The following is a 19,775-nucleotide window of genomic DNA, read 5'->3' on the forward strand; positions in this document are numbered from 1 at the left end:
GTCCAAGGGCGGCCCCCCGACGTATTTTTAGCCAGATGAAGAATCCGTGTTTACGTGGTAAGCGCTTTGCCCAGACGTGGCAGGCGGGCTTTTTTCATCAGCGCGCGAAGGGTCCATTGACCTCCGGACACGCGGTTGGCTTCGGCCAGGACCCGGTTGGCTGTTTCAGCCATACCATCGGGGTCATTTTGCCAGAAGCCGTGTAGCAGGCTGTCGGGATCGCGGCGTTCAAGCCCTTCTTCCGACAGGATATTTCTTGGAAAGTCTTTGGCGTTGACAGTGACGATGACGTCCGCCGAGGCCACAACAGCCGTGGCGAGAACGTGAATATCTGCGCTATCGGGCAGCCAGAGACGCTGTTCTACGCCCGGTTGGGCCGCGCGTTCTGCGTCTGGCCAATGTGCTTGCGTCAGGGCGATTTCGGCGCGGGCCTGTGCCTCACCTTCCGGACCAAGTTTCCGGGCGGCGCGGGCCCATTCTTCAAGGATGCGGGCCGACCAGATGGGCTGGAAATGGCCGCGCTTGGCCGCGCCCAGCAGCATCTCTCGCATCACCGTGGGGTAAATGACGCAGGTATCCAGAACCGCTTTCACAGCCGATAGAACACGGCTTTGAGGTAGCCGCTTTCGGCCAGTTGCGGCAGTTGCGGGTGGTCGGGGCCAGCGAACCCGGTGTGGATCAGTTGCGCCTGCCGCCCTGCCCGGCCAATGCCGCGCGAGGATGCATCGCGGAAACGGCCGAGATCAGCCGCGTGGGAACAGGAACACAGACCAAGATAACCGCCGGGTTTTACCAAAGGAGCCGCCAGTCGCGCCACGCGCTCATAAGCGCGAAGCCCCGCGTCCAGCGCCTGTTTCGAGGGCGCAAAAGCGGGTGGATCGCAGATGACCACATCGAATTGCGCGCCCTCGTCTCCCAGTTGGGTCAGCACGTCAAAGGCGTCGCCCTGTCGGGTTTGAAGGCGATCGGCGCAGCCCGAGGCCTGCGCGCCCTGTGCGGCCAGATCAAGTGCTGCGGCAGATCCATCAACGGACAGGGCCTGTGCCGCCCCACCGGCCAGCATTGCCAGACCAAACCCGCCCACATGGCTGAACACGTCCAGCACCTGCACGCCCGGCTCTACCAGCCGCGCGGCGAATGCATGGTTGGGGCGCTGGTCATAGAACAGGCCGGTTTTCTGACCGCCGGTCAGGTCGGCCATATAGGTGGCGCCGTTCATCGGAACTGGCAGCGGTGCATCGGGCGCGGTGCCGCGCAGGGTTTGGTTTTCGTCGTCCAACCCCTCCAACCCCCGTGTGCGGCCCGAGGCGTTTTTCAACACCGTCGTCACGCCGGTCACCCGGACCAGAGCATCGGTCAGCGTGTCCAGATGCGCCTCGGCCCAAGCGGCGTTGGGTTGGATCACGCAGGCATCCCCAAACCGGTCAATGATCACACCGGGAAAGCCGTCCGCTTCGGCGTGGATCAGGCGGTAATATGGCGCGTCGAACAGGCGTTCGCGCATGTCCAGCGCGCGGCGCAGACGGGTTTCGAACCATTCGTCGTTCAGCTCGGCGTCCAGATCGCGATCCAGCACACGGCACATGATCTTGGACTCGGGGTTCACTGCGACCAGAGCGATGGGCGCGCGCTTTTCATCCTCGAGCACCGCCAAGGCACCCGCTGGAATTTTACGGGTCCGGCGGTCGGTGACAATGTCATTGGCATAGACCCACGGGAAGCCATGGCGCAGGCCGCGCGCATTGGCTTTGGGTTTCAGGCGGATACGGGGGCGGTCGGTGGCTTGGGTCATGACGCCCTATTAGAGGCGAACGCGCCGGGGGGAAAGCCCTAGCGGGGTCGGGATCGCCAGCCGCCGCGCCGTTTCGGTGCCTGCGCCGATTGCAACCCTTCGGCCAGAACCTGCGTCATCGGATGATCGGCTTCTTGCGCAGCATAGACGGAGTGCAACTCGGTCAGGGCCTGCTTTTGGTCGCGCTCTACCGGCAGGCTCAGCGCCCAGTCCAGAAAGATGCTGCGGCATTCGGGCAGCGTAATGCCTTCGATGCGATAGGCCTCTCGGATCAGGCCTTTGTGATCATTCGGATCGTCACTGCGCGGCATTTTTCCCCTCCTTGATCACGCTGCCGATGATCCCGGCGGCGGTGGTATAACTCTCCTGCAAGGCGGCCTGAAGCTGTTCGACCTGTTCGAACCCGGTGGCGCGGCATAGGAAGGCCGCACCGGCATCACCGATCTTGTCGGCCTCGATCACCTTGCCCGACAGCAGCCGGGCCGCGCATTGCACCGACCAGCATAGATCGTAGCAGTCCTTGAGCGTCTGTGCCTGAGCGACGCCCAGCAATCCGGCAACGACAGCACCATCCAGCCCGGACTTTACGTCTCGCTGCGCAACGCCCGACAACAGTGCTCCGGTTTCGGCTGCCAGCTCGATATCCATCATCCGGCCCGGGCCGTTCTTGGCATCCCAAATCCCGGCTGGAGCTTTGGCCGCCGCCAGACGGGCGCGCATCTCGGCCACTTCACGCAGGACCTTTTCACGATCATCGGGCTGTTTCAGGAAATCGGCGCGGAAGCTCTCGATATCATGCGCCAACCCTGCGACTCCCGCCACCACGCGGGCGCGGGTCAGGGCCAGATGCTCCCACACCCAGGCTTCGTTCTGCTGATAGTTGGTGAAGCTGGCCCAACTGGTAGCCACCGGCCCCTGATTGCCCGAGGGGCGCAGGCGCATGTCGACCTCATAGAGCCGCCCCTGAGACATTGGCGCCGACAGCGCGGTGATCAGCGCCTGCGTGAACCGGGCGTAATAGGTGCGCGTGGCCAGAGGGCGCGGACCGTCGGACATGTCTTGATCCTGCGGGTCGTAGATCACGATCATGTCGAGATCGGACTGTGAGTTGATCCGCCCTGCCCCGATCGAGCCCATACCCAACACCGCTGCGCCACGTCCTGGCGCGGGGCCGTGTTTCTTGGCGAATTGCTCGACGACACAAGGCAAGATCGCGGCGATCACCGCGGTGGCCAGTTCGGAATATTGCTGCCCGGCCTGCGCCCCGTCGATCAACCCGCGCAGGTGGTGAACCCCGATGCGGAAATGCCATTCCTTGCACCAGCGACGGGCGTAATCCAGCTGCGTTTCATAGTCCGCCTCCTGCTCCAGCGCTTGGGACAGCTCGGCCTGCAGCGCCGCCTGCCCCGGCCAGTCGTCAAAGAAACTGCCACCGATCACCGCATCGAACACGGCTGCATTGCGTGACAGGTGTCCCGCCAGCGCGTGCGATGTGCCCACGATATCCACCAGCAGGTCGATCAGATGCGGGTTGGCCTCGAACAGGGAAAACAGTTGCACCCCGGCAGGCAGGCCGGACAGGAAACCGTCCAGCGCCTGCAGCGCCTCATCCGGTTTTGCGGTTTTCGACAGGCGCGAGAGCAGCTCGGGCTTGAGCCGCTCGAATATCCGCGCGCCCCGTTGCGAGCGCAGAGCCGGATAGGTGGGCCAACGGGCCAGAACGTTTTGGTCGAACTCGGCCTCCTTGACCGGAGCCTGGGTCGAGGAGCCAGGGGCAAAGAACCCTTCGGTCAACTCATGCACCTCGGTCAAGCGGCAGGTCAGGTCGGCGGCCAACTCAGCGCTGTCGATGCCCATCAGACAGGCAACGCGATCGATCCCGTCCTGCGATTGGGGCACCTTGTGGGTCTGCGAGTCGTGGACCATTTGGATACGATGCTCGACCTCGCGGTGAGCGCGGTAATGGTCAGTCAGCTTGTCGGCGACCTCCTGCGGGACCCAGCCTTTTTGGGCCAGCGCGGCCAGACCGGGCACTGTACCCCGCACCCGCAGATCGGGATCGCGGCCCCCGGCGATCAGTTGGCGGGTCTGAGTGAAGAATTCGATCTCACGGATGCCGCCCTGCCCCAGCTTCATGTCATGACCTGGAATGGCCAGCGTACCGCCGGTGCCCTTGTTCTCGCGAATCCGCAGGCGCATGTCGTGAGCGTCCTGAATGGCGGCAAAATCCAGATGCCGACGCCAGACAAAGGGGCGCAGCGTATCCAGAAAGCGTTGCCCCGCGGCCAGATCGCCAGCGCAAGGGCGTGCCTTGATATAGGCGGCGCGTTCCCAGGTGCGACCGAGGCTTTCATAATACCGCTCGGCCGCCTCAGCCGCCATGCAGACCGGAGTCACGGCTGGATCGGGGCGCAGGCGCAGGTCGGTACGGAACACATAGCCATCAGCGGTTTTGTCGCTGAGCGTGGCGCAGAAGTTGCGCGTCGCCCGCACCATGCCGTGCCGTGCGTCGTAGAAATCATCCGGGTCAAAGCGGGTTTCATCGAACAGCACGATCAGGTCGATATCCGAGCTGTAGTTCAGCTCATGCGCGCCCATCTTGCCCATCGCCAGAATGATCATCCCGGCGGCGGTTTCGACGTCATCCGGCCCCATACCCGGCAGTTTGCCGCGCCGGATCAGCGCCGCGATCTCGGCTTTTGCCGCCACATCCGCCGCCAGCGCGCCGAAATCGGTCAGCGCCGCAGTCACCTTCTCCAACGGCCACGCCCCGGCCAGATCGGCCAGTGCAGTCAACAGCGCCATCTGCCGTTTTGCCTGCCGCAGGCCCGGCTTCAACTGATCCGGTGGCAGAGCTTTGGCCGCAGCCATGACATCGGCCAGCGCCTGATCCGGCTGCTGCAAGGCCTGCGGCAACCACTCACGTTCACGCTCGATCAGACCTTTCAGATAGGGGCTGGACCCGGCCGCGCCTGCGATCAACTCGCCCTGTTCGGGCGTGATGTCAGAAACCGCATTCAGCGCCTCCTCGCCCAAAGCGGCATCAAAGGCGCGCGGGACGCGTTGGATCGTCAGCGGACCGGTCATTGCGCCTCCAACGGGGTATCCTGACTGAAACTGTTAACCCAGACGTCCATACGGCGCTCCCAGAGGGACGAGATCAACATCGCCTCCCACGCCTCTAATCCGGGGCGCTGATAATCCGCACGATAGGTCAGCAACACGATGTCCGGGGTCAGCACCCGCAGTTTCGTCTCGCTCAACTCATACCGGGCCATAGTCGGGGCATCGGCAAACTGGCCGACATGATCGTCGCGATTGGCAAATCCGGTGGAGTACACCCCCAGAAAATCCGCGCTTAGCAGCGCCCGATCGGCCGAGGCATTGCCGTCGACCAGCGCAGCCCAGACCTGCTTTTCCAAAGTGAGAATTTCGTCCAGCGCCGGAGGGGTCGTGTAGTCAGTATTTTGCATGTGCGAAACCTGCGCCTGTTCCGGGGTGAGGTCAACCAGAGAACGTGCCAGCACAGGCAATGTAAATCTTTTTCACATCGACCCCTTGCAACAGGCCGCACGCTCCCCATCTTAACAATGTGAAAACGATTTACATCAACCCCGGAGACCACAAATGACTGCACTTTCCAACCACGCCGTCCCTGAAAACCCGGGATGGTTCTACCGTGCCGAAGCCTGGATGGATGACAAGGGCAAAGGGGCCTGGATCGCCGCCATGGTCCTTGGGTTCATCTTTTTCTGGCCCGTCGGCCTCGCCCTTTTGGCCTACATGATCTGGAGCAAACGCATGTTCAGCAAATCCTGCAGCCGCCGCAAATCCTGGCACAGCCACATGAGCGCCATGAAGCCCTCGGGCAACAGCGCGTTTGACGCCTACAAGGCCGACACCCTGGCCCGGCTGGAGCGCGAGCAGCAGGACTTTGAGGCATTCCTGCGCCGTCTGCGCGAAGCCAAGGACAAGGCCGAGTTTGATCAGTTCATGGATGATCGTGCCCGCGAAAACGGCGATGAGGCCGAAAACGGCGAGCGCGCCTGATCCAACCTTGCCCTGTCTCGCCTTTCGGGACAGGGTAACCCCAACCAACGACGCGGATTACACTGAATGACCCACCTGCCCGATCCAGACAGCCAACCCGAATTCTATCAATCGGTGGCAACCAAACGCTTTGTTGCGTGGCTCTTTGATATCGCCTTGATTTCGCTGCTTTGCATCGTGCCGGTTTTCCTGACCTTCGGCGCGGGCCTGTTCTTTTTACCGCTGATCTACGGCGTCATCAGTTTCGTCTACCGCGTCGTCACAATTGCCAACGGATCGGCGACGCTGGGTATGCGCTTCATGGGCATCGAACTGCGCGACGCCTTTGGTGCCCGTATGGACATGGGCAAGGCCGTGGCGCACACCGCCGGATACTTCGTCAGCATGGCGTTTTTCGTGGTCCAGATCGTCTCGGTCATCATGATGCTGACCAGCGCACGCTGTCAGGGCCTGACCGACGCGTTCCTTGGAACGGTGATGATCAACCAGCGGGCATAAGAATCAACCGACTGAATCACTTGGCGGCTCAGGGAACCGTTGTTATCATCCTGTCTCAGGAGACACGGGACCTTCATGCGACACACGCTGCCAATTGCGCCGCAATTCTATGTGACGGCACCCCAGCCCTGCCCTTATCTTGAGGGCAGGATGGAGCGTAAGCTGTTCACTGCCCTGCAGGGCGAAGGCGCTGATCAGCTGAACAATTCACTATCACAACAAGGGTTTCGTCGGTCGCAGAACGTGCTCTACCGCCCCTCCTGCACCGATTGTGCCGCCTGTCTGTCAGCCCGGATCGACGTCTCGGCCTTTCGTCCCAGCAAAAGCCAGAAACGCGCCGCCAAACGTAACTCTCACCTGCGGCGCCGGGCAAATTCGCCCTGGGCAACGGATGAGCAATACGAGTTGTTCCGCCGTTATTTGGATACCCGCCACGCCGATGGCGGCATGGCCGACATGGACGTGTTCGAATTCGCCGCGATGATCGAGGAAACCCCGATCCGCAGCCGCGTTGTGGAATATGCCGACCCCGAGACCGGCGCGCTGATTGCCGTCAGCCTGACCGACGTTCTCGATGACGGGCTGAGCATGGTCTATTCCTTCTATGACCCGGAACAGCCGCAAAGCTCGTTGGGTACCTATATGATCCTCGACCATATTGATATCGCGCGCGAGGCTGGACTGCCCTATGTCTATCTCGGCTACTGGGTGCCCGGCAGCCCCAAGATGGGCTACAAAGCACGGTTCTCGGGGCTCGAAGCCTATATGCAGGGTGATTGGAGGCGCGTCGACAATCCGACCGCTCTGGCACAGGCCAGCCACCACCCGCTGTCCACAGCCCCGATCGCGGAACAGGTCGCGGGCATCCAACTGCCCGACCGCCACCCGACAAAAGGCTGATCCTTCATGCGTCAAAACCTCCACGCCGTCACACTCGTGGTGCCGGACTACGATGCCGCGATCGCGTTTTACACCCGAACACTGAACTTCACCCTGGCCCAAGACATCGATCTGGGCGGCGGCAAGCGCTGGGTGCTAGTAACCCCTCCCGGAGCGACAGGCGGGTCCTTGTTGCTGGCTAAGGCTGACGGCCCGAACCAGATCGCAGCCGTCGGCAACCAGACCGGAGGCCGCGTGGATTTCTTCCTGCAAACGGATGACTTCGCCCGCGACCATGCCGCGATGTGCGCCAACGGCGTCCATTTCGAAGAAGGCCCAAGACGCGAACCCTACGGTACAGTCGCCGTCTGGCGCGATCCCTTCGGCAATCGCTGGGACCTGATCCAGTTCACCTGATCCAGTTCACCTGATCCGCCCTTCATCTGGCCCAAAATGTCTCGGGGGCGAATTGACCTCAGGCCAAAAAGCAAAGGGGGCCATACGGCCCCCTTTTCCATTTGGTCACTGCAACAGATCAGTTCGGGATCAGATCCGGCACGATGGTCACAATCGACGGGAAGAACCACAGGATCGCGATCCCCACCACCTGAATGATCACGAAGGGTACGATGCCACGATAGATATGGCCCGTCGTCACCTCTTTCGGCGCAACGCCCCGCAGGTAGAACAGCGCGAACCCGAACGGTGGCGTCAGGAACGAGGTCTGCAGGTTCACCGCCACCATGATCGTCACCCATTTCGGATCGAACGACCCGCCATAGATCACCGGGCCCACAATGGGGATCACGATGTAGATGATCTCGAGGAAGTCCAGCACGAACCCAAGAATGAACAGCACCAGCATCACGATCAGGAAGACCGTGAACTCGTTGTCAAAGCTCTTGAGGAACTGCTGGATATAGTGCTCACCACCAAACGAGATCACCACGAGGTTCAACAGCTGCGACCCGATCAGGATGGTAAAGACCATCGAGGTCACCTTGGCCGTCTCACGCACCACCGGGGTCAGAACCCCGCTGGAGAACAGGACCCAGCAGCCGTAGATCAGGCCGAACAGCGCATACAGATACGCCGCATATGCCAGAACAAAGGCGATCCAGGTCTCGACCGTCACGTTGCCCTGATTGACGCGCAGGTCGAAGTTCACACCCAGAACCAGGCAGATGATGACCGCAAATGTCGACCAGATGATCACCTTGCCCGAGCGTTCCTGATCTTGCAGCTTGCGATAGGCGGCCAGCATGATCGCTCCGCCCGCGCCCAGAGCAGCCGCCGGTGTCGGGTTGGTAACGCCCCCAAGAATCGAACCAAGCACAGCGATGATCAGAACCAGCGGTGGGAAGACCACCCGGATCAGATCGTTGCTGGAACATCGGATCGCAGCCTCCTTGGCCCCGTAGATGGCTAGCGCAAACGGCAACGCCAGCAACAAGAACGTGGCCCCGGATGAGGTTGTCGGCGCGATCAGCACTAGGTCCACCAGCAGCATCAGCAACAGGCCAATGGTCCCGAGTATCAGCGGCTGCGGTGATTTCGACGGTGCGATACCGCGCCCCATCAACAGCGTCAGACCAAGCAGTACGACGATCACCGCAACACCATTACCGATCGGAGCAGCCGCCGCGATCTTGGCTTCCTGCGCTGCAGCCAGCTCTTCCTCGCTCAGGCGTGTGGAAGCCGCAGTTCCACCAGCGGCGTCAATGGCCTCTTGCTCGGCCACGGCCTGATCCCACGCGGACTGACCGTGCAGCTCGATCATCGACGCTTTGCACTCCGCCGACACGTTGGTCCGCAGCGAGGCTCCGGCGCCGATATCCGAGAAGGCGGATACATTGATGTTCTGGCTGCCAATTACACCCGCGCTGCCCAGCAGAACCGCACCGACGATCAACGCAACCGGTGCGCCGAGCAGCCAGGTCAGACCTTCGGCGCGAGTGATCGGTTCGCCACCGCCGCCAGCCATCTCAACTGCTGGCGCCTTTTCAGGGTTCAGCAGCGCATAGCCAAAGGCGTAAAGCGCATAAAGCAGTGCCAGCATGATCCCCGGCAGCAGCGCCGCCTGGAACAGCGTGCCCACCGAGACCACCGCAGGTTCACCCAGATAGGTCAGCGCGTCGGTACAACCGGCGTCAACCGCGCGGGTTTCCTGCGCAGTGGAATACAGATCACCGGCCAACGTCCCCAGCAGAACGATCACGATTGAGGGCGGAATGATCTGCCCCAACGTGCCCGAGGCCGCAATCACACCGGTCGCAAGCTCCGGCGAATAGTTGTTCCGCAGCATCGTCGGCAGCGCAAGCAAGCCCATGGTCACAACGGTCGCGCCCACAATCCCGGTCGAGGCCGCCAGAAACGCCCCCACAACCACGATCGACACGGCCAGACCACCCGGCAGCGGGCCAAAGACGCGCGCCATCGTGGTCAGCAGATCGTTGGCGATCTTCGAGCGTTCCAGCGTGATCCCCATCAGCACGAACATCAGCACGGCCAACAGAGTCTCGATGGATTGACCGGCAAGAACGCGTTCGTTGATACGGTTCACGATGAACGAGACGTTGCGGTCCAGCGCGGTTTCCCAGCCCTGCACAAAGACCGGCTCGGCGATCCTTGGCAAGTCCGGGTATCGGAACGTGGACACTGTGTCAGGTTTGACCCCTGAATTGACCAGATCCCGATAGGCTTGTGATCCGGTATCAATCGCCTGGTGGATCAGCAGCCCGGCACTGTCCAGCGCCGCGATGATCCCGAACGAGATGATACCCGCCCCGCCGATGGCAAAAGCCACCGGAAAACCCGAGAGGATGCCTCCGAAAAGGCAGAAAAATACGATAATGAGGCCTATCTCGACGCCATCAAGTCCGAATAGCATTGTCTTGGTCTCCGTCCTTAATGTGCGCCTTCGTAGGCTTCTTCGCCCTCGCCAAGGCTGTCCTTGTCGAGGTGTTTTCCAACGCTATCCGGTCCTTCCACGTATTCCAGATACGACCGGTACAGGAAGGCGATCGCGTGCAGGAACACCATGGCCGCAAAGCAGACCAGCAGGATTTTGAACAGGAAGTAGGCGTTGAACCCGTTCGGGCTGAACCCGATGGTTTCCACGTTCCAGCGCAGCGCGCGGGCCTTCATGACCAATCGGTCCAGAGCGTCACTGGCCGAGGGTTTCGGCACGATCAGATGCCGCCACATGAAGTACCAGCCATACATCCATGTCAGCACGGCGATGGGCATCATAAACAGCAATGATCCTAGCATGTCGACCACGCGTTTGGCCCGGTGGCTGATCCCGGCATAGATCAGATCGACCCGCACATGACCGCCCTGCACAAAGGTGTAGGTGCAGCACAGGCATACGACCATCGCGTTATAGAGCTTCAGCTCTTCCGCGTACCAGCTGATGTCCTGGCTGAACGGGATGCCCAGACCAAAGGACATGTCAGGCCGCGCAAACACCCGTTGCATGAAGACAATGACGATTTGCTGGATCACCATCAGCAGGCCCGCCCAGGCAAAGAAGCGCCCGGTCGTGTTGGCGAACCCTTCAAGGACACGCACCATCCCCCACATGAAGTTCCGGTAATACAGCCCGATGGCTGTCAGCACCAAAAACAGGGTGAATACCACAAAGAAGAACTCGACCGATCCGCCATAATAGACAAAGCGCATGATCGCTTCTTTGTCCGACCAGTTCAGCCAGAGTTGCGGATGCGTGATGGCGTATCCGAAATTATAGAAGGCTTCGGCAATGTTCTGAACGAACCACACCAGTCCGTTCCACAGGGCGCCGAAGAACGAGATACCGTTTTCGTCCTGCATGTTGTCCCCAGGTCGTATCGGTTGCACTGCTGTTATGTGCGGCTTTGTCCGAACCGCGCATGTGCAACGGGAAAGGTTTCCCCGCTATTGCGGGGAAACCAGTCTAGCATAGTTTCTACGATTAGCCGCGTACGCGGTTACGCTGCGTGGTGTAGACACCCGACGACAGGTCCAGCCAGCCGGCCGACGAGTTCGAGGACGCCACTGCGCTGTCGTGGATTTTCTTGAACAGCTCGTCGCCCATGTTCTCGTCCAGCACTTCCTGGCTGGCCGCACCGAATGCGTCCCAGACGCTGTCCGGGAATTCCATGACCTTGACGCCACCCGACTGCAGACGCTGCAGGGCTGCACCGTTGTTGGCCAGGAATTGCGCCAGGTTCCACTGGTGCGCCTCGCCTGCAGCGATCTCGATGATCTTCTGCTGAGCGGGCGTCAAGCTGTCGAACACGTCGCGGTTGGTTGCCAGCGACAGACCCGCATTCGGCTCGTGGAAGCCAGCGGTGTAGTAGACCTTGGTGATTTCCTGGAAACCGGCCTTTTCGTCGGCCCACGGACCGATCCACTCGGTGCCGTCGATCGCGCCCGAGGACAGCGCCTGATACACTTCCGAACCCGGAATGTTCTGAACCGATGCACCCAGTTTACCCAGAGCTTTACCGCCCAGACCCGGCATACGGAATTTCAGGCCGTTGAAGTCATCGGGGCTATTGATCTCTTTCGAGTACCAGCCGCCCGCCTGCGCACCGGTGTTACCGGCCAGGAACGACTTGAGGCCGAAGATCTGGCCCAGCTCGTCATGCAGCTCCATGCCGCCATCTTGGTAGTACCAGTTCACCATTTCCTGCGCGGTCATGCCGAAGGGAACGGCGGTGAAGAAGGCATAGCCCGGGTGCTGACCGACAAAGTAGTAGTCAGCCGCGTGATACATGTCAGCCTGACCCGACGAGACGGCGTCAAAAACCTCAAACGCGCCAACCAGTTCGCCGGCGGCCTTGATCTCAACGGTCAGGTTGCCGTCCGACATTGCGGTGATGCTGTCAGCGCAACGCTGCGCGCTGTCGAAAACACCGGCCAGACCACGACCCCACGAGGTCACCATGGTCAGCGTGCGCTTGCCCTGCGCATAAGCCGGAGCCGCCAGCGTGGTGGCAGCGGCTGCCGAGCCGCCCAGAGCAGATGTTTTCAGAAATGAACGACGATCCATATGAGTGTTCCTCCCCTACATATTCAAAACCCGGAAAAATCCGGGCGCGGTCGTTGTCAATGCGCGACAGCTTAAACCGCGGATTTTGAATGTGAATACCAACAACTACGTAGAGGGTTGGGTTTTTAAAAGCGCGACCGGTCATTTCCGTGGAAAATCCCAGCCTCACCTTCGCATCTAAGGCAGCCCTTGCACCCCAATGTCCAAAAATTTTGCATTTTCCCGCACTCTTGCGTATCGATTCGACCATGAGGGGATTTCGCAACCTGATTTCGCTGACCTACGGCCAGAAACTGTCGCTGGTCGCCGCAATTCCGCTGGTCGTTGCGGTGGCGGCGATTGCGGTGCTGGTTGCTCATGAATCCCGCGCCACGGCCGAAAGCGAGATACAGGCGCTGGAACGCCGCCTGATCGAGGCCAAGAAAGAAGAGCTGAAAAACTATGTCACGCAGGCCCGGAACGGGTTTGCCTATATCTATGGCCGTGCGTCTCCGGATGACGCCGTCGCAAAGAACCTCGTGACACAAATCCTTGCGGCCATGATCTACGGAAAAGACGGGTTCTTTTTTGTCTATGACTATGACGGCACAAATCTGGTCAGTCCGCGCCAAACCCAGTTCATCAACCGCAACTGGGAAGGTCTGACGGACAGCGACGGCACACCAGTTGTGGACGAATTCATCAGCCTCGCCCGGCAAGGTGCCGGGTGGCACAGCTTCATGTGGCAAAAACCCTCGAACGGGGAAGAGGCGCAGATGATCGCCTACGTCGTCGGTCTGCAGGATTGGCAATGGGCCGTCGGCACCGGCGTTTTCATTGACGACATTGTGGCAACCGTCGCCAACGCCCGCGCCGAGGTGGAGGCCCGCGTGCAGCGCACCTTCATGTATATCGGAGGGATCGCTCTGGCCGCCGTACTGATTGTCTTTGCCTCGGGCATGTTGCTGAACGTCCGCGAACGACGGTTGGCGGATGCCAAACTCAAGGAACTGACCCAGCGCGTGTTCGACGCGCAAGAGGAAGAGCGCGGCCGCGTGGCGCGCGAATTGCATGACGGGATCAGTCAGATTCTTGTGGGCGTACGATACGCATTGGACAATGCGCGGCGACGGCTTGAACGTGGGGACGACGAAGGCGCCCGCAACCCGCTAGACAAGGGGATTGACCACCTGGGCAGCGCCATCACCGAGGTCCGCCGCATCAGCCGCGACCTGCGCCCCGGTGTATTGGATGATCTGGGTCTCGGCCCTGCGCTGAAAACGCTGACCGACGATTTCCGCGAACGCACTGGCATCGAGACCGAGTTCACAACGGTGGTGTTCCGAAACCGGCTGGATCAGGACAGCAAGATCGCCCTCTATCGGATCGCGCAAGAGGCTCTGACAAATATCGAACGCCACTCTGGCGCCACGCGTGTTACAATTGACCTGCGCGGCCACAAGAAAGGTGCGACAATGCGCATCACCGACAACGGTCGGGGTTTGCCCAGCGGGCAGGATCAGGCCAGCACCGGGATCGGGTTGCGCAATATGGAAGAACGGATCGCACAGCTTGACGGAACCCTGCGCATTCTGTCATCACGCGGACCGCGTGGTGGTACCGTGATCGAGGTCAGCCTGCCGCTCAGCCACCTGCTCCCGCCGCGGGAAGAGTCCTCTCCGAACCGAAAGGCCGGCACATGACAGTCCGAGTTCTCATCGTAGACGATCACCCGATGGTGGCCGAAGGGATTCAGTCGATCCTGGAAAGCTATCCAGAAATCACGGTGGTCGGTACGCTCGGCACCGGTCAGGAGGCGGTCGATCAGGCGACCGAACTGTCCCCCGATGTCATCCTGATGGACCTGAACATGCCCGGACTGGGTGGGCTCAGCGCAACCGAGATGATCCTCGAACGCCTGCCCGACACCCGTGTCCTGATCCTGTCGATGCATGACAGCCCGGAATATATCTCGACCGCGCTCAGCCACGGCGCCAAGGGCTATGTGCTGAAAGACGTCCCAACTGATGAGATCAAGCAGGCCATCGACGCGGTGATGCGCGGCGAGCAATACCTGTGCACTGGTGCAAGCGGATCGCTGGAACCCAAGGGTGACAGCGCACGCGAAGCCCTGACGGGGCGCGAACAGACGATCCTGCTGGAACTGGCACAGGGCAAGTCGAACAAAGAGGTCGCCATCGCACTGGAAATATCAGTGCGCACCGTGGAAACCCATCGCAAAAACATCAAACGCAAGCTGGGGATTTCTTCCACCGCGGGCCTGACCCGCTACGCATTGGAACACGGTGTCTTGCAAGGCACCAGCCCTGGCTTCTAAGCGCACCCGCAGCGCGGAACGGCTGCCCGGCCCAACCGGCGGAGATGCGCCGCAGGCGCATCGACAACGGGCGGGAGGGCCTACCCCCTCGGACGAATGTCCTGACCAAAAAACACTAGCGTGCCATCCTCGTCGATGACGTGAAACTCGCGTTGCAGGTAGGGCTGGTCGAACGGCGGGCGCACACGTCCCGCGGGCAAGTCAGCCAAGCCTGGTCGCAGGCTCTCATACAGGTCGTCGATCCCATCCACATCGATGTAAAACGACTGATCATCTCCCAGCGGCAGACCATCATCGCGGGGCGGGCATTCCAATAACCGGATGGCAACGGAACCCAACGACAGGAACGCATAGTTGTCCTGCCGGAAACCGCAGGAAAACCCCAACCGGTTGCAATAAAAATCAATCTGCTTCTGCAAGGAAGAGCACAAAACAAAAGGCGTAAGCTGCAAAATCTGAGGCACCAGTCCCTCCGGCCGCTGAAAAACATGGTCACAGCCTAGCACATCTCAGTCCAGCAACTGATCCTTTCTCAGCCCTTCCCTTTCGTGATGCCGCGGCAACACCCGCCCATAAAGTTGCTGCGTGCGTTCAACACTGCCGCACATCCCTTCAGCCTCGACAAACGAAAAAATCCCGACATAGCGACTGCGCGCACCCTCTACCGGGGCCACCCTGTGCAGCGCATAGCGCCCCTTGAAAATCTGCAGGTCGCCCGGTTGCAACTCCAGCTCACGCACCCGCGACATGTCCCCGTCCAGAATGGATGCCACTTCCCTGAAGTTTTCGTCCTCGGTGGTTCGCAGGTTCGGGACATATTCAAACGTGCCCCCGGTCTCACCGTTCTGGATAGCCAGAGTGACGGTGTAGTTGTTGGTGTCGAAATGCCAGGGGAACCCCTGCCCCTCTTCCACCACGTTGATGATCACATCTGCCAGCGGGTCGTCATAACGAAAGAACCGGTCTTCACTTTCGTTCAGAGCGTCGCGGATGAACGGCATGAAGCCCTCGAATTCATAGATACGACGCAGCGGGCCGGTTCGCGTAAAGTTATCCGCCGGAACAAAGGCGTTCGAGCGGTCGTAAAACCGGCGTATCGGGTGGCCGATCCCAAAGCTCGGATCATCCTTGGTGAAATAGGCGTTTGTCCTGTTGAAAGACCTATGCGCTTGAGGCGCGACCGCGTCAGCCTCCTTGACCAGCACCTCGAGTCCCGCCTCATGGACAAATCCCGGTAAAACCGCGCATCCGTCTTCATCCAGTTCCCGTCGTAGATCCGAAATCATTTGGTCGTATGCGCGCGAGTCCGGACAATCGATTGGGTACCGACCAAGATCAACCAAATCCGTCAACATGAACCGCCTCCCTAAACACAATCGTTAGGATCAGCGTGCCGCAGCGGCCAGAGGCCCTCATGTCAGTTTAAGACATTGCCTTGACGCAAACTGACCAGTTCAAATTCAGATTCTCCCCCCTTCAGCGGGAGGCAATTGGCGGAAATTCCTCACCTGCGGCAATCTGCGCAATAAAATGTCGCAAAATCCGCTCCTCGGGTTACAAAATTGGTACGATTGCCTGTTGACGCCCCGTCGCACCGCTCATAATGTCCCTCCACGCAAAAAGAGGAGCCTCTGGCGATGAAAACGCTAGTCGTAATCGTAGGAAACACGCGCATGGGCCGGTAACGGTAAACCATAATCGAACCCATGCGCCTCCGAAAATCTCGGGGGCTTTTTTTTGGCAATACGCAAGACACATGTCGCGAACGGAGCAAAGCAGATGACACGTGAGATGACCGGCGCAAAGATGGTGGTTCAGGCCCTCAAGGATCAGGGCGTGGACACGGTATTCGGATACCCCGGTGGCGCCGTGCTACCGATCTATGATGAGATCTTTCTGCAAAATGACATCCGTCACATTCTGGTGCGGCATGAACAGGGCGCGATCCACGCCGCCGAAGGCTATGCCCGCTCGACCGGCAAGCCCGGCGTTGCACTGGTGACGTCTGGCCCTGGTGCCACCAATGCGGTGACCGGCCTGACGGATGCGTTGCTGGATTCGATCCCGATTGTGGTTCTGACCGGTCAGGTTCCGACCTTCATGATCGGCTCAGACGCGTTCCAAGAGGCCGACACCGTTGGCATCACCCGCCCCTGCACCAAGCACAACTGGCTGGTGAAAGACACGGACTCGCTCGCCGAAACGCTGCACGAAGCATTCCACGTTGCCACCTCGGGTCGTCCCGGTCCGGTGCTGATCGACGTCCCGAAGGACGTTCAGTTTGCCTCGGGCGAATACTCGCCGCCCAAACCGTCGACCTCGCATTATCAGCCGGTTCTGAAAGGCGATCTGGAAGAGATCACCGAACTGGTCGCCGCCATTGAGACGGCGAAAAAGCCCGTGTTCTACACCGGCGGCGGCGTCATCAACTCGGGTCCGGCAGCCAGCCAATTGCTGCGCGAACTGGTCGACGCGACCGGCTTCCCGATCACCTCGACCCTGATGGGTCTGGGCGCCTACCCTGCATCGGGTGAAAACTGGCTGGGTATGCTGGGGATGCATGGCCTTTACGAGGCCAACCTCGCGATGCACGACTGCGACCTGATGATCAATATCGGCGCGCGGTTCGACGACCGGATCACCGGGCGGATCGATGCGTTCTCGCCGAACTCGAAAAAGGCGCATATCGACATTGATCCTTCTTCGATCAACAAGGTCATCCGCGTTGACATCCCGATTGTCGGCGACGTGGGTCATGTGCTTGAGGATGTCCTAAAGGTCTGGAAAGCGCGCGGTCGCAAGACCGATGCGGCAGCTGTCAAACTGTGGCAGGCGCAGATCAGCGACTGGCGCAAGGTCAACTGTCTGGCCTACACCAACAGCGAAAAGACCATCAAGCCGCAGTACGCGCTGCAACGTCTTGAAGAGCTGACCAAAAATCACGACCGCTATATCACCACTGAAGTTGGTCAGCATCAGATGTGGGCCGCTCAGTATCTTGGGTTCGAAGACCCCAACCGCTGGATGACCTCGGGTGGTTTGGGCACGATGGGCTATGGCACCCCGGCCTCGATCGGCGTGCAGATGGCGCATCCCGACGCTCTGGTGATCAACGTGGCTGGTGAGGCCTCGTGGCTGATGAACATGCAGGAAATGGGCACCGCGGTTCAGTACCGCCTGCCGGTGAAACAGTTCATCCTGAACAACGAACGTCTGGGCATGGTCCGCCAGTGGCAAGAGCTGCTGCATGGCGAGCGGTACTCGCATTCTTGGTCCGAAGCCCTGCCCGATTTCGTCAAGCTCGCCGAGGCGTTCGGCGCCAAGGGCATCCTGTGTTCCGACCCCGCCGATCTGGATGACGCGATCATGGAAATGATCAACTATGACGGTCCGGTGATTTTTGACTGTCTGGTTGAAAAGCACGAGAATTGCTTCCCCATGATCCCGTCGGGCAAGGCGCATAACGAGATGCTGCTGGGCGAGGCCGAAACGCAGGGCGTGATCGACTCCAAAGGTTCGGTTCTGGTTTGAGGAATGACCGTTGGGCGCCCCGCGCGCCCGACACCACATGGATGATGAAAGGGACGTAAATGTCTGCCCTACATATCAAAAAAGGCTCCACCCGCCATTCGGCCTATAACCTACGGCCCACCTTCTCGGACGTTCAGGAACGTCACACGATCGCGGTTCTGGTCGAGAACGAACCCGGCGTTCTGGCCCGCGTAATTGGCCTGTTCTCGGGCCGTGGCTACAACATCGAAAGCCTGACCGTGGCCGAGGTCGACCATACCGGTCACCTCAGCCGCATCACCATCGTCACCACCGGCACCCCGCAGGTGATCGAGCAGATCAAGGCACAGCTGGGGCGGATCGTTCCGGTGCATGACGTGCATGACCTGACAGTTGAAGGTGACTCGGTGGAACGCGAGCTGGCCATCATCAAGGTTGTCGGCGCTGGCGACAAGCGGGTCGAAGCGTTGCGGCTGGCCGATATTTTCCGCGCCAACGTGGTCGACAGCACGCTGAACTCCTTCATTTTTGAAATCACCGGCGCACCAGACAAGATTGATGCTTTTGCCGACCTGATGCGCCCGCTGGGTCTGGTCGAAGTGGCCCGCACCGGCGTCGCGGCCCTGCTGCGCGGCGAGTAAGTTCTGCCCCCACCCTGTCGGAAGGTCCGATGAGGGTGGGGGATTTCCGGTTTGGCAAGCCCGGTTCTTGGGCAGAATTTGTGCCACCCCTGGCCGCGTCTGACGCAATATTGCCGAAAAAGATCACGCAAAATAAAATAAAGCCTATTGCGTTTATGGCAATCAACGCTAGCCTCGGAAGAGACGCGGCGTTGGGATGCGCCCGTTCGTGTCATCTGTACGATTTCCACGTAATGTCGGCCTGTCGGTCGATCATGTTGTGTATATCGAAACAAGTCGCGAGAACCTGGGACGCCTATGACCAACTCCATCCGTAATCCGGACGAACTGCGCCAGATGTTCGGCGCCAATCTCAGGCGACTTGCGAGGCAATTCAGCTCGGTGTCCGAGCTTTGCCGTCAACTGGGCATCAACCGCACGCAGTTCAACAGATATCTGGCTGGCGAGAGCTTTCCACGCCCCGATGTTCTGGACCGCATCTGCCGGTTCTTCGAGGTCGACGCCCGCATTCTGCTGCGCCCCCTGGATGAGATCGACCACGCGCCGACGCACCCTGCGGCCTCGGCCCTGACCGATTTTCTGGGCTCTGGCCCGTCAACGCTGACCGAGAACCTTTTCCCGGCCGGGTTTTACTATGCCACCGAGACCGAACTGGATGAAACGCAGCCCTCGCGGCACAGGCTGTTTCACGCGCGACGGCTGCCTCAATGTACGCTGGTGCGCGGATACGAGCCACGTCCCGGAATGCCCGGAGCCGCCCCGAACGACCGCGAGGTTCAGGGGATCGCCGCCTGCGCGGGACGGCAAATTTATATCCTGATGTCCAGCCGGGCATCACAAAACAGCCGGATTTACCTTGTGACGCGCGGATCGGACGAAAACGCGGACAGATGGCGCGGTGTTGCGATTTGCCTGTCGAAAACCACGGCCAGCGCCACAACTACGCGGCGGATTTTGCTGCGCCATCTCGGCGAAAATTCCTCGGCAGTACTGGCGGCGGCGCGCACCGCACGCCGCTCGGAAAGCCCTGTTCAGAAAGCTGCGGGCTGA

The 19,775-nt window shown here is 60.4% G+C and carries 19 protein-coding genes; 9 read left to right on the forward strand and 10 right to left on the reverse strand.

Going from position 1 to position 19,775, the window contains the following annotated elements; translation table 11 throughout:
- Positions 1-50: 50 nt before the first annotated feature.
- From GOX63_RS04185 to GOX63_RS04205, 5 genes are read right to left on the reverse strand one after another with little or no spacing between them, the layout of a single operon-like run.
- Positions 51-593 carry an RSP_2648 family PIN domain-containing protein gene (locus GOX63_RS04185; RefSeq protein ID WP_170325230.1) on the reverse strand — a complete coding sequence of 181 codons (543 nt, stop codon included), beginning with the start codon at positions 591-593 and terminating at the stop codon, positions 51-53.
- Entirely contained in the window at positions 590-1,792 is a 1,203-nt protein-coding gene (locus GOX63_RS04190) for an RSP_2647 family RNA methyltransferase (protein ID WP_170325231.1), read from the reverse strand. Before GOX63_RS04190 ends, GOX63_RS04185 begins: the two co-directional genes overlap by 4 nt.
- Positions 1,793-1,830: 38 nt before the next feature.
- Positions 1,831-2,103: a hypothetical protein gene (locus GOX63_RS04195; RefSeq protein ID WP_170325232.1), complete on the reverse strand. Its 273-nt coding sequence runs from the start codon at positions 2,101-2,103 to the stop codon at positions 1,831-1,833.
- Positions 2,090-4,879 carry a glutamine-synthetase adenylyltransferase gene (locus GOX63_RS04200; protein ID WP_170325233.1) on the reverse strand — a complete coding sequence of 930 codons (2,790 nt, stop codon included), beginning with the start codon at positions 4,877-4,879 and terminating at the stop codon, positions 2,090-2,092. The genes GOX63_RS04195 and GOX63_RS04200 overlap by 14 nt, the downstream gene beginning before the upstream one ends.
- The gene (locus GOX63_RS04205) at positions 4,876-5,265 is read right to left on the reverse strand and encodes a nuclear transport factor 2 family protein (protein ID WP_254435851.1); all 390 of its coding nucleotides are present in this window, start codon (positions 5,263-5,265) and stop codon (positions 4,876-4,878) included. The genes GOX63_RS04200 and GOX63_RS04205 overlap by 4 nt, the downstream gene beginning before the upstream one ends.
- 154 nt (positions 5,266-5,419) lie before the next feature.
- On the opposite strand from GOX63_RS04205, the gene GOX63_RS04210 reads away from it, so the two are divergent.
- The 4 genes from GOX63_RS04210 (at position 5,420) to GOX63_RS04225 (ending at position 7,636) form a co-directional block, all read left to right on the forward strand.
- Entirely contained in the window at positions 5,420-5,842 is a 423-nt protein-coding gene (locus tag GOX63_RS04210; RefSeq protein WP_170325234.1) for a DUF2852 domain-containing protein, read from the forward strand.
- 66 nt (positions 5,843-5,908) lie between these two features.
- Positions 5,909-6,340 carry an RDD family protein gene (locus GOX63_RS04215; protein ID WP_170325235.1) on the forward strand — a complete coding sequence of 144 codons (432 nt, stop codon included), beginning with the start codon at positions 5,909-5,911 and terminating at the stop codon, positions 6,338-6,340.
- A gap of 75 nt (positions 6,341-6,415) precedes the next feature.
- Positions 6,416-7,240 carry an arginyltransferase gene (locus tag GOX63_RS04220; protein WP_170325236.1) on the forward strand — a complete coding sequence of 275 codons (825 nt, stop codon included), beginning with the start codon at positions 6,416-6,418 and terminating at the stop codon, positions 7,238-7,240.
- Between the two features lie 6 nt (positions 7,241-7,246).
- Positions 7,247-7,636, forward strand: a complete 390-nt coding sequence (locus tag GOX63_RS04225) for a VOC family protein (protein WP_170544850.1) — start codon at positions 7,247-7,249, stop codon at positions 7,634-7,636.
- A gap of 118 nt (positions 7,637-7,754) precedes the next feature.
- On the opposite strand, the gene GOX63_RS04230 is transcribed toward GOX63_RS04225, so the two are convergent.
- From GOX63_RS04230 to GOX63_RS04240, 3 genes are all read right to left on the reverse strand, one after another.
- Positions 7,755-10,109: a TRAP transporter large permease gene (locus GOX63_RS04230; protein ID WP_170325239.1), complete on the reverse strand. Its 2,355-nt coding sequence runs from the start codon at positions 10,107-10,109 to the stop codon at positions 7,755-7,757.
- A gap of 17 nt (positions 10,110-10,126) precedes the next feature.
- Positions 10,127-11,053, reverse strand: a complete 927-nt coding sequence (locus GOX63_RS04235) for a TRAP transporter small permease subunit (RefSeq protein WP_170325240.1) — start codon at positions 11,051-11,053, stop codon at positions 10,127-10,129.
- Between the two features lie 121 nt (positions 11,054-11,174).
- Positions 11,175-12,257, reverse strand: coding sequence for a TRAP transporter substrate-binding protein (locus tag GOX63_RS04240; RefSeq protein WP_170325241.1), 1,083 nt, complete (start codon positions 12,255-12,257; stop codon positions 11,175-11,177).
- Between the two features lie 248 nt (positions 12,258-12,505).
- Between GOX63_RS04240 and GOX63_RS04245 the strand changes: the two genes are divergently transcribed.
- Positions 12,506-13,939: a cache domain-containing protein gene (locus GOX63_RS04245; RefSeq protein WP_170325242.1), complete on the forward strand. Its 1,434-nt coding sequence runs from the start codon at positions 12,506-12,508 to the stop codon at positions 13,937-13,939.
- Positions 13,936-14,574, forward strand: a complete 639-nt coding sequence (locus GOX63_RS04250) for a response regulator transcription factor (RefSeq protein WP_170325243.1) — start codon at positions 13,936-13,938, stop codon at positions 14,572-14,574. Before GOX63_RS04245 ends, GOX63_RS04250 begins: the two co-directional genes overlap by 4 nt.
- A gap of 80 nt (positions 14,575-14,654) precedes the next feature.
- Here GOX63_RS04250 and GOX63_RS04255 read toward each other — a convergent pair whose 3' ends face one another.
- A complete protein-coding gene (locus GOX63_RS04255) occupies positions 14,655-15,038 on the reverse strand; it encodes a bleomycin resistance protein (RefSeq protein WP_170325244.1) in 384 nt (127 codons plus the stop codon).
- Between the two features lie 45 nt (positions 15,039-15,083).
- Entirely contained in the window at positions 15,084-15,929 is an 846-nt protein-coding gene (locus GOX63_RS04260) for a HalD/BesD family halogenase (RefSeq protein ID WP_170325245.1), read from the reverse strand.
- 424 nt (positions 15,930-16,353) lie between these two features.
- Here GOX63_RS04260 and GOX63_RS04265 point away from each other — a divergent pair, with 424 nt between their 5' ends.
- The 3 genes from GOX63_RS04265 to GOX63_RS04275 all read left to right on the forward strand — a co-directional run bounded on the left by GOX63_RS04265 (position 16,354) and on the right by GOX63_RS04275 (position 19,775).
- Positions 16,354-18,105, forward strand: a complete 1,752-nt coding sequence (locus tag GOX63_RS04265) for an acetolactate synthase 3 large subunit (protein ID WP_170325246.1) — start codon at positions 16,354-16,356, stop codon at positions 18,103-18,105.
- 59 nt (positions 18,106-18,164) lie between these two features.
- Positions 18,165-18,725: an acetolactate synthase small subunit gene (ilvN, locus tag GOX63_RS04270; RefSeq protein WP_170325247.1), complete on the forward strand. Its 561-nt coding sequence runs from the start codon at positions 18,165-18,167 to the stop codon at positions 18,723-18,725.
- A gap of 297 nt (positions 18,726-19,022) precedes the next feature.
- A complete protein-coding gene (locus GOX63_RS04275; protein ID WP_254435852.1) occupies positions 19,023-19,775 on the forward strand; it encodes a helix-turn-helix domain-containing protein in 753 nt (250 codons plus the stop codon).

The organism is Ruegeria arenilitoris (genome assembly GCF_013031355.1).
GTDB classification, from domain to species: Bacteria; Pseudomonadota; Alphaproteobacteria; order Rhodobacterales; family Rhodobacteraceae; genus Ruegeria; species Ruegeria arenilitoris_C.

What these genes read in the sequence shown, in the direction of transcription:
- GOX63_RS04215 (WP_170325235.1), top strand. Translation starts at nt 5,909, where the DNA reads ATGACCCACCTGCCCGATCCAGACAGCCAACCCGAATTCTATCAATCG.
- GOX63_RS04260 (WP_170325245.1), bottom strand. Translation starts at nt 15,929, where the DNA reads ATGTTGACGGATTTGGTTGATCTTGGTCGGTACCCAATCGATTGTCCG.
- GOX63_RS04190 (WP_170325231.1), bottom strand. Translation starts at nt 1,792, where the DNA reads ATGACCCAAGCCACCGACCGCCCCCGTATCCGCCTGAAACCCAAAGCC.
- GOX63_RS04275 (WP_254435852.1), top strand. Translation starts at nt 19,023, where the DNA reads ATGACCAACTCCATCCGTAATCCGGACGAACTGCGCCAGATGTTCGGC.
- GOX63_RS04235 (WP_170325240.1), bottom strand. Translation starts at nt 11,053, where the DNA reads ATGCAGGACGAAAACGGTATCTCGTTCTTCGGCGCCCTGTGGAACGGA.
- GOX63_RS04265 (WP_170325246.1), top strand. Translation starts at nt 16,354, where the DNA reads ATGACACGTGAGATGACCGGCGCAAAGATGGTGGTTCAGGCCCTCAAG.
- GOX63_RS04220 (WP_170325236.1), top strand. Translation starts at nt 6,416, where the DNA reads ATGCGACACACGCTGCCAATTGCGCCGCAATTCTATGTGACGGCACCC.
- ilvN (WP_170325247.1), top strand. Translation starts at nt 18,165, where the DNA reads ATGTCTGCCCTACATATCAAAAAAGGCTCCACCCGCCATTCGGCCTAT.
- GOX63_RS04210 (WP_170325234.1), top strand. Translation starts at nt 5,420, where the DNA reads ATGACTGCACTTTCCAACCACGCCGTCCCTGAAAACCCGGGATGGTTC.
- GOX63_RS04195 (WP_170325232.1), bottom strand. Translation starts at nt 2,103, where the DNA reads ATGCCGCGCAGTGACGATCCGAATGATCACAAAGGCCTGATCCGAGAG.
- GOX63_RS04225 (WP_170544850.1), top strand. Translation starts at nt 7,247, where the DNA reads ATGCGTCAAAACCTCCACGCCGTCACACTCGTGGTGCCGGACTACGAT.
- GOX63_RS04250 (WP_170325243.1), top strand. Translation starts at nt 13,936, where the DNA reads ATGACAGTCCGAGTTCTCATCGTAGACGATCACCCGATGGTGGCCGAA.
- GOX63_RS04240 (WP_170325241.1), bottom strand. Translation starts at nt 12,257, where the DNA reads ATGGATCGTCGTTCATTTCTGAAAACATCTGCTCTGGGCGGCTCGGCA.
- GOX63_RS04205 (WP_254435851.1), bottom strand. Translation starts at nt 5,265, where the DNA reads ATGCAAAATACTGACTACACGACCCCTCCGGCGCTGGACGAAATTCTC.
- GOX63_RS04245 (WP_170325242.1), top strand. Translation starts at nt 12,506, where the DNA reads ATGAGGGGATTTCGCAACCTGATTTCGCTGACCTACGGCCAGAAACTG.
- GOX63_RS04200 (WP_170325233.1), bottom strand. Translation starts at nt 4,879, where the DNA reads ATGACCGGTCCGCTGACGATCCAACGCGTCCCGCGCGCCTTTGATGCC.
- GOX63_RS04230 (WP_170325239.1), bottom strand. Translation starts at nt 10,109, where the DNA reads ATGCTATTCGGACTTGATGGCGTCGAGATAGGCCTCATTATCGTATTT.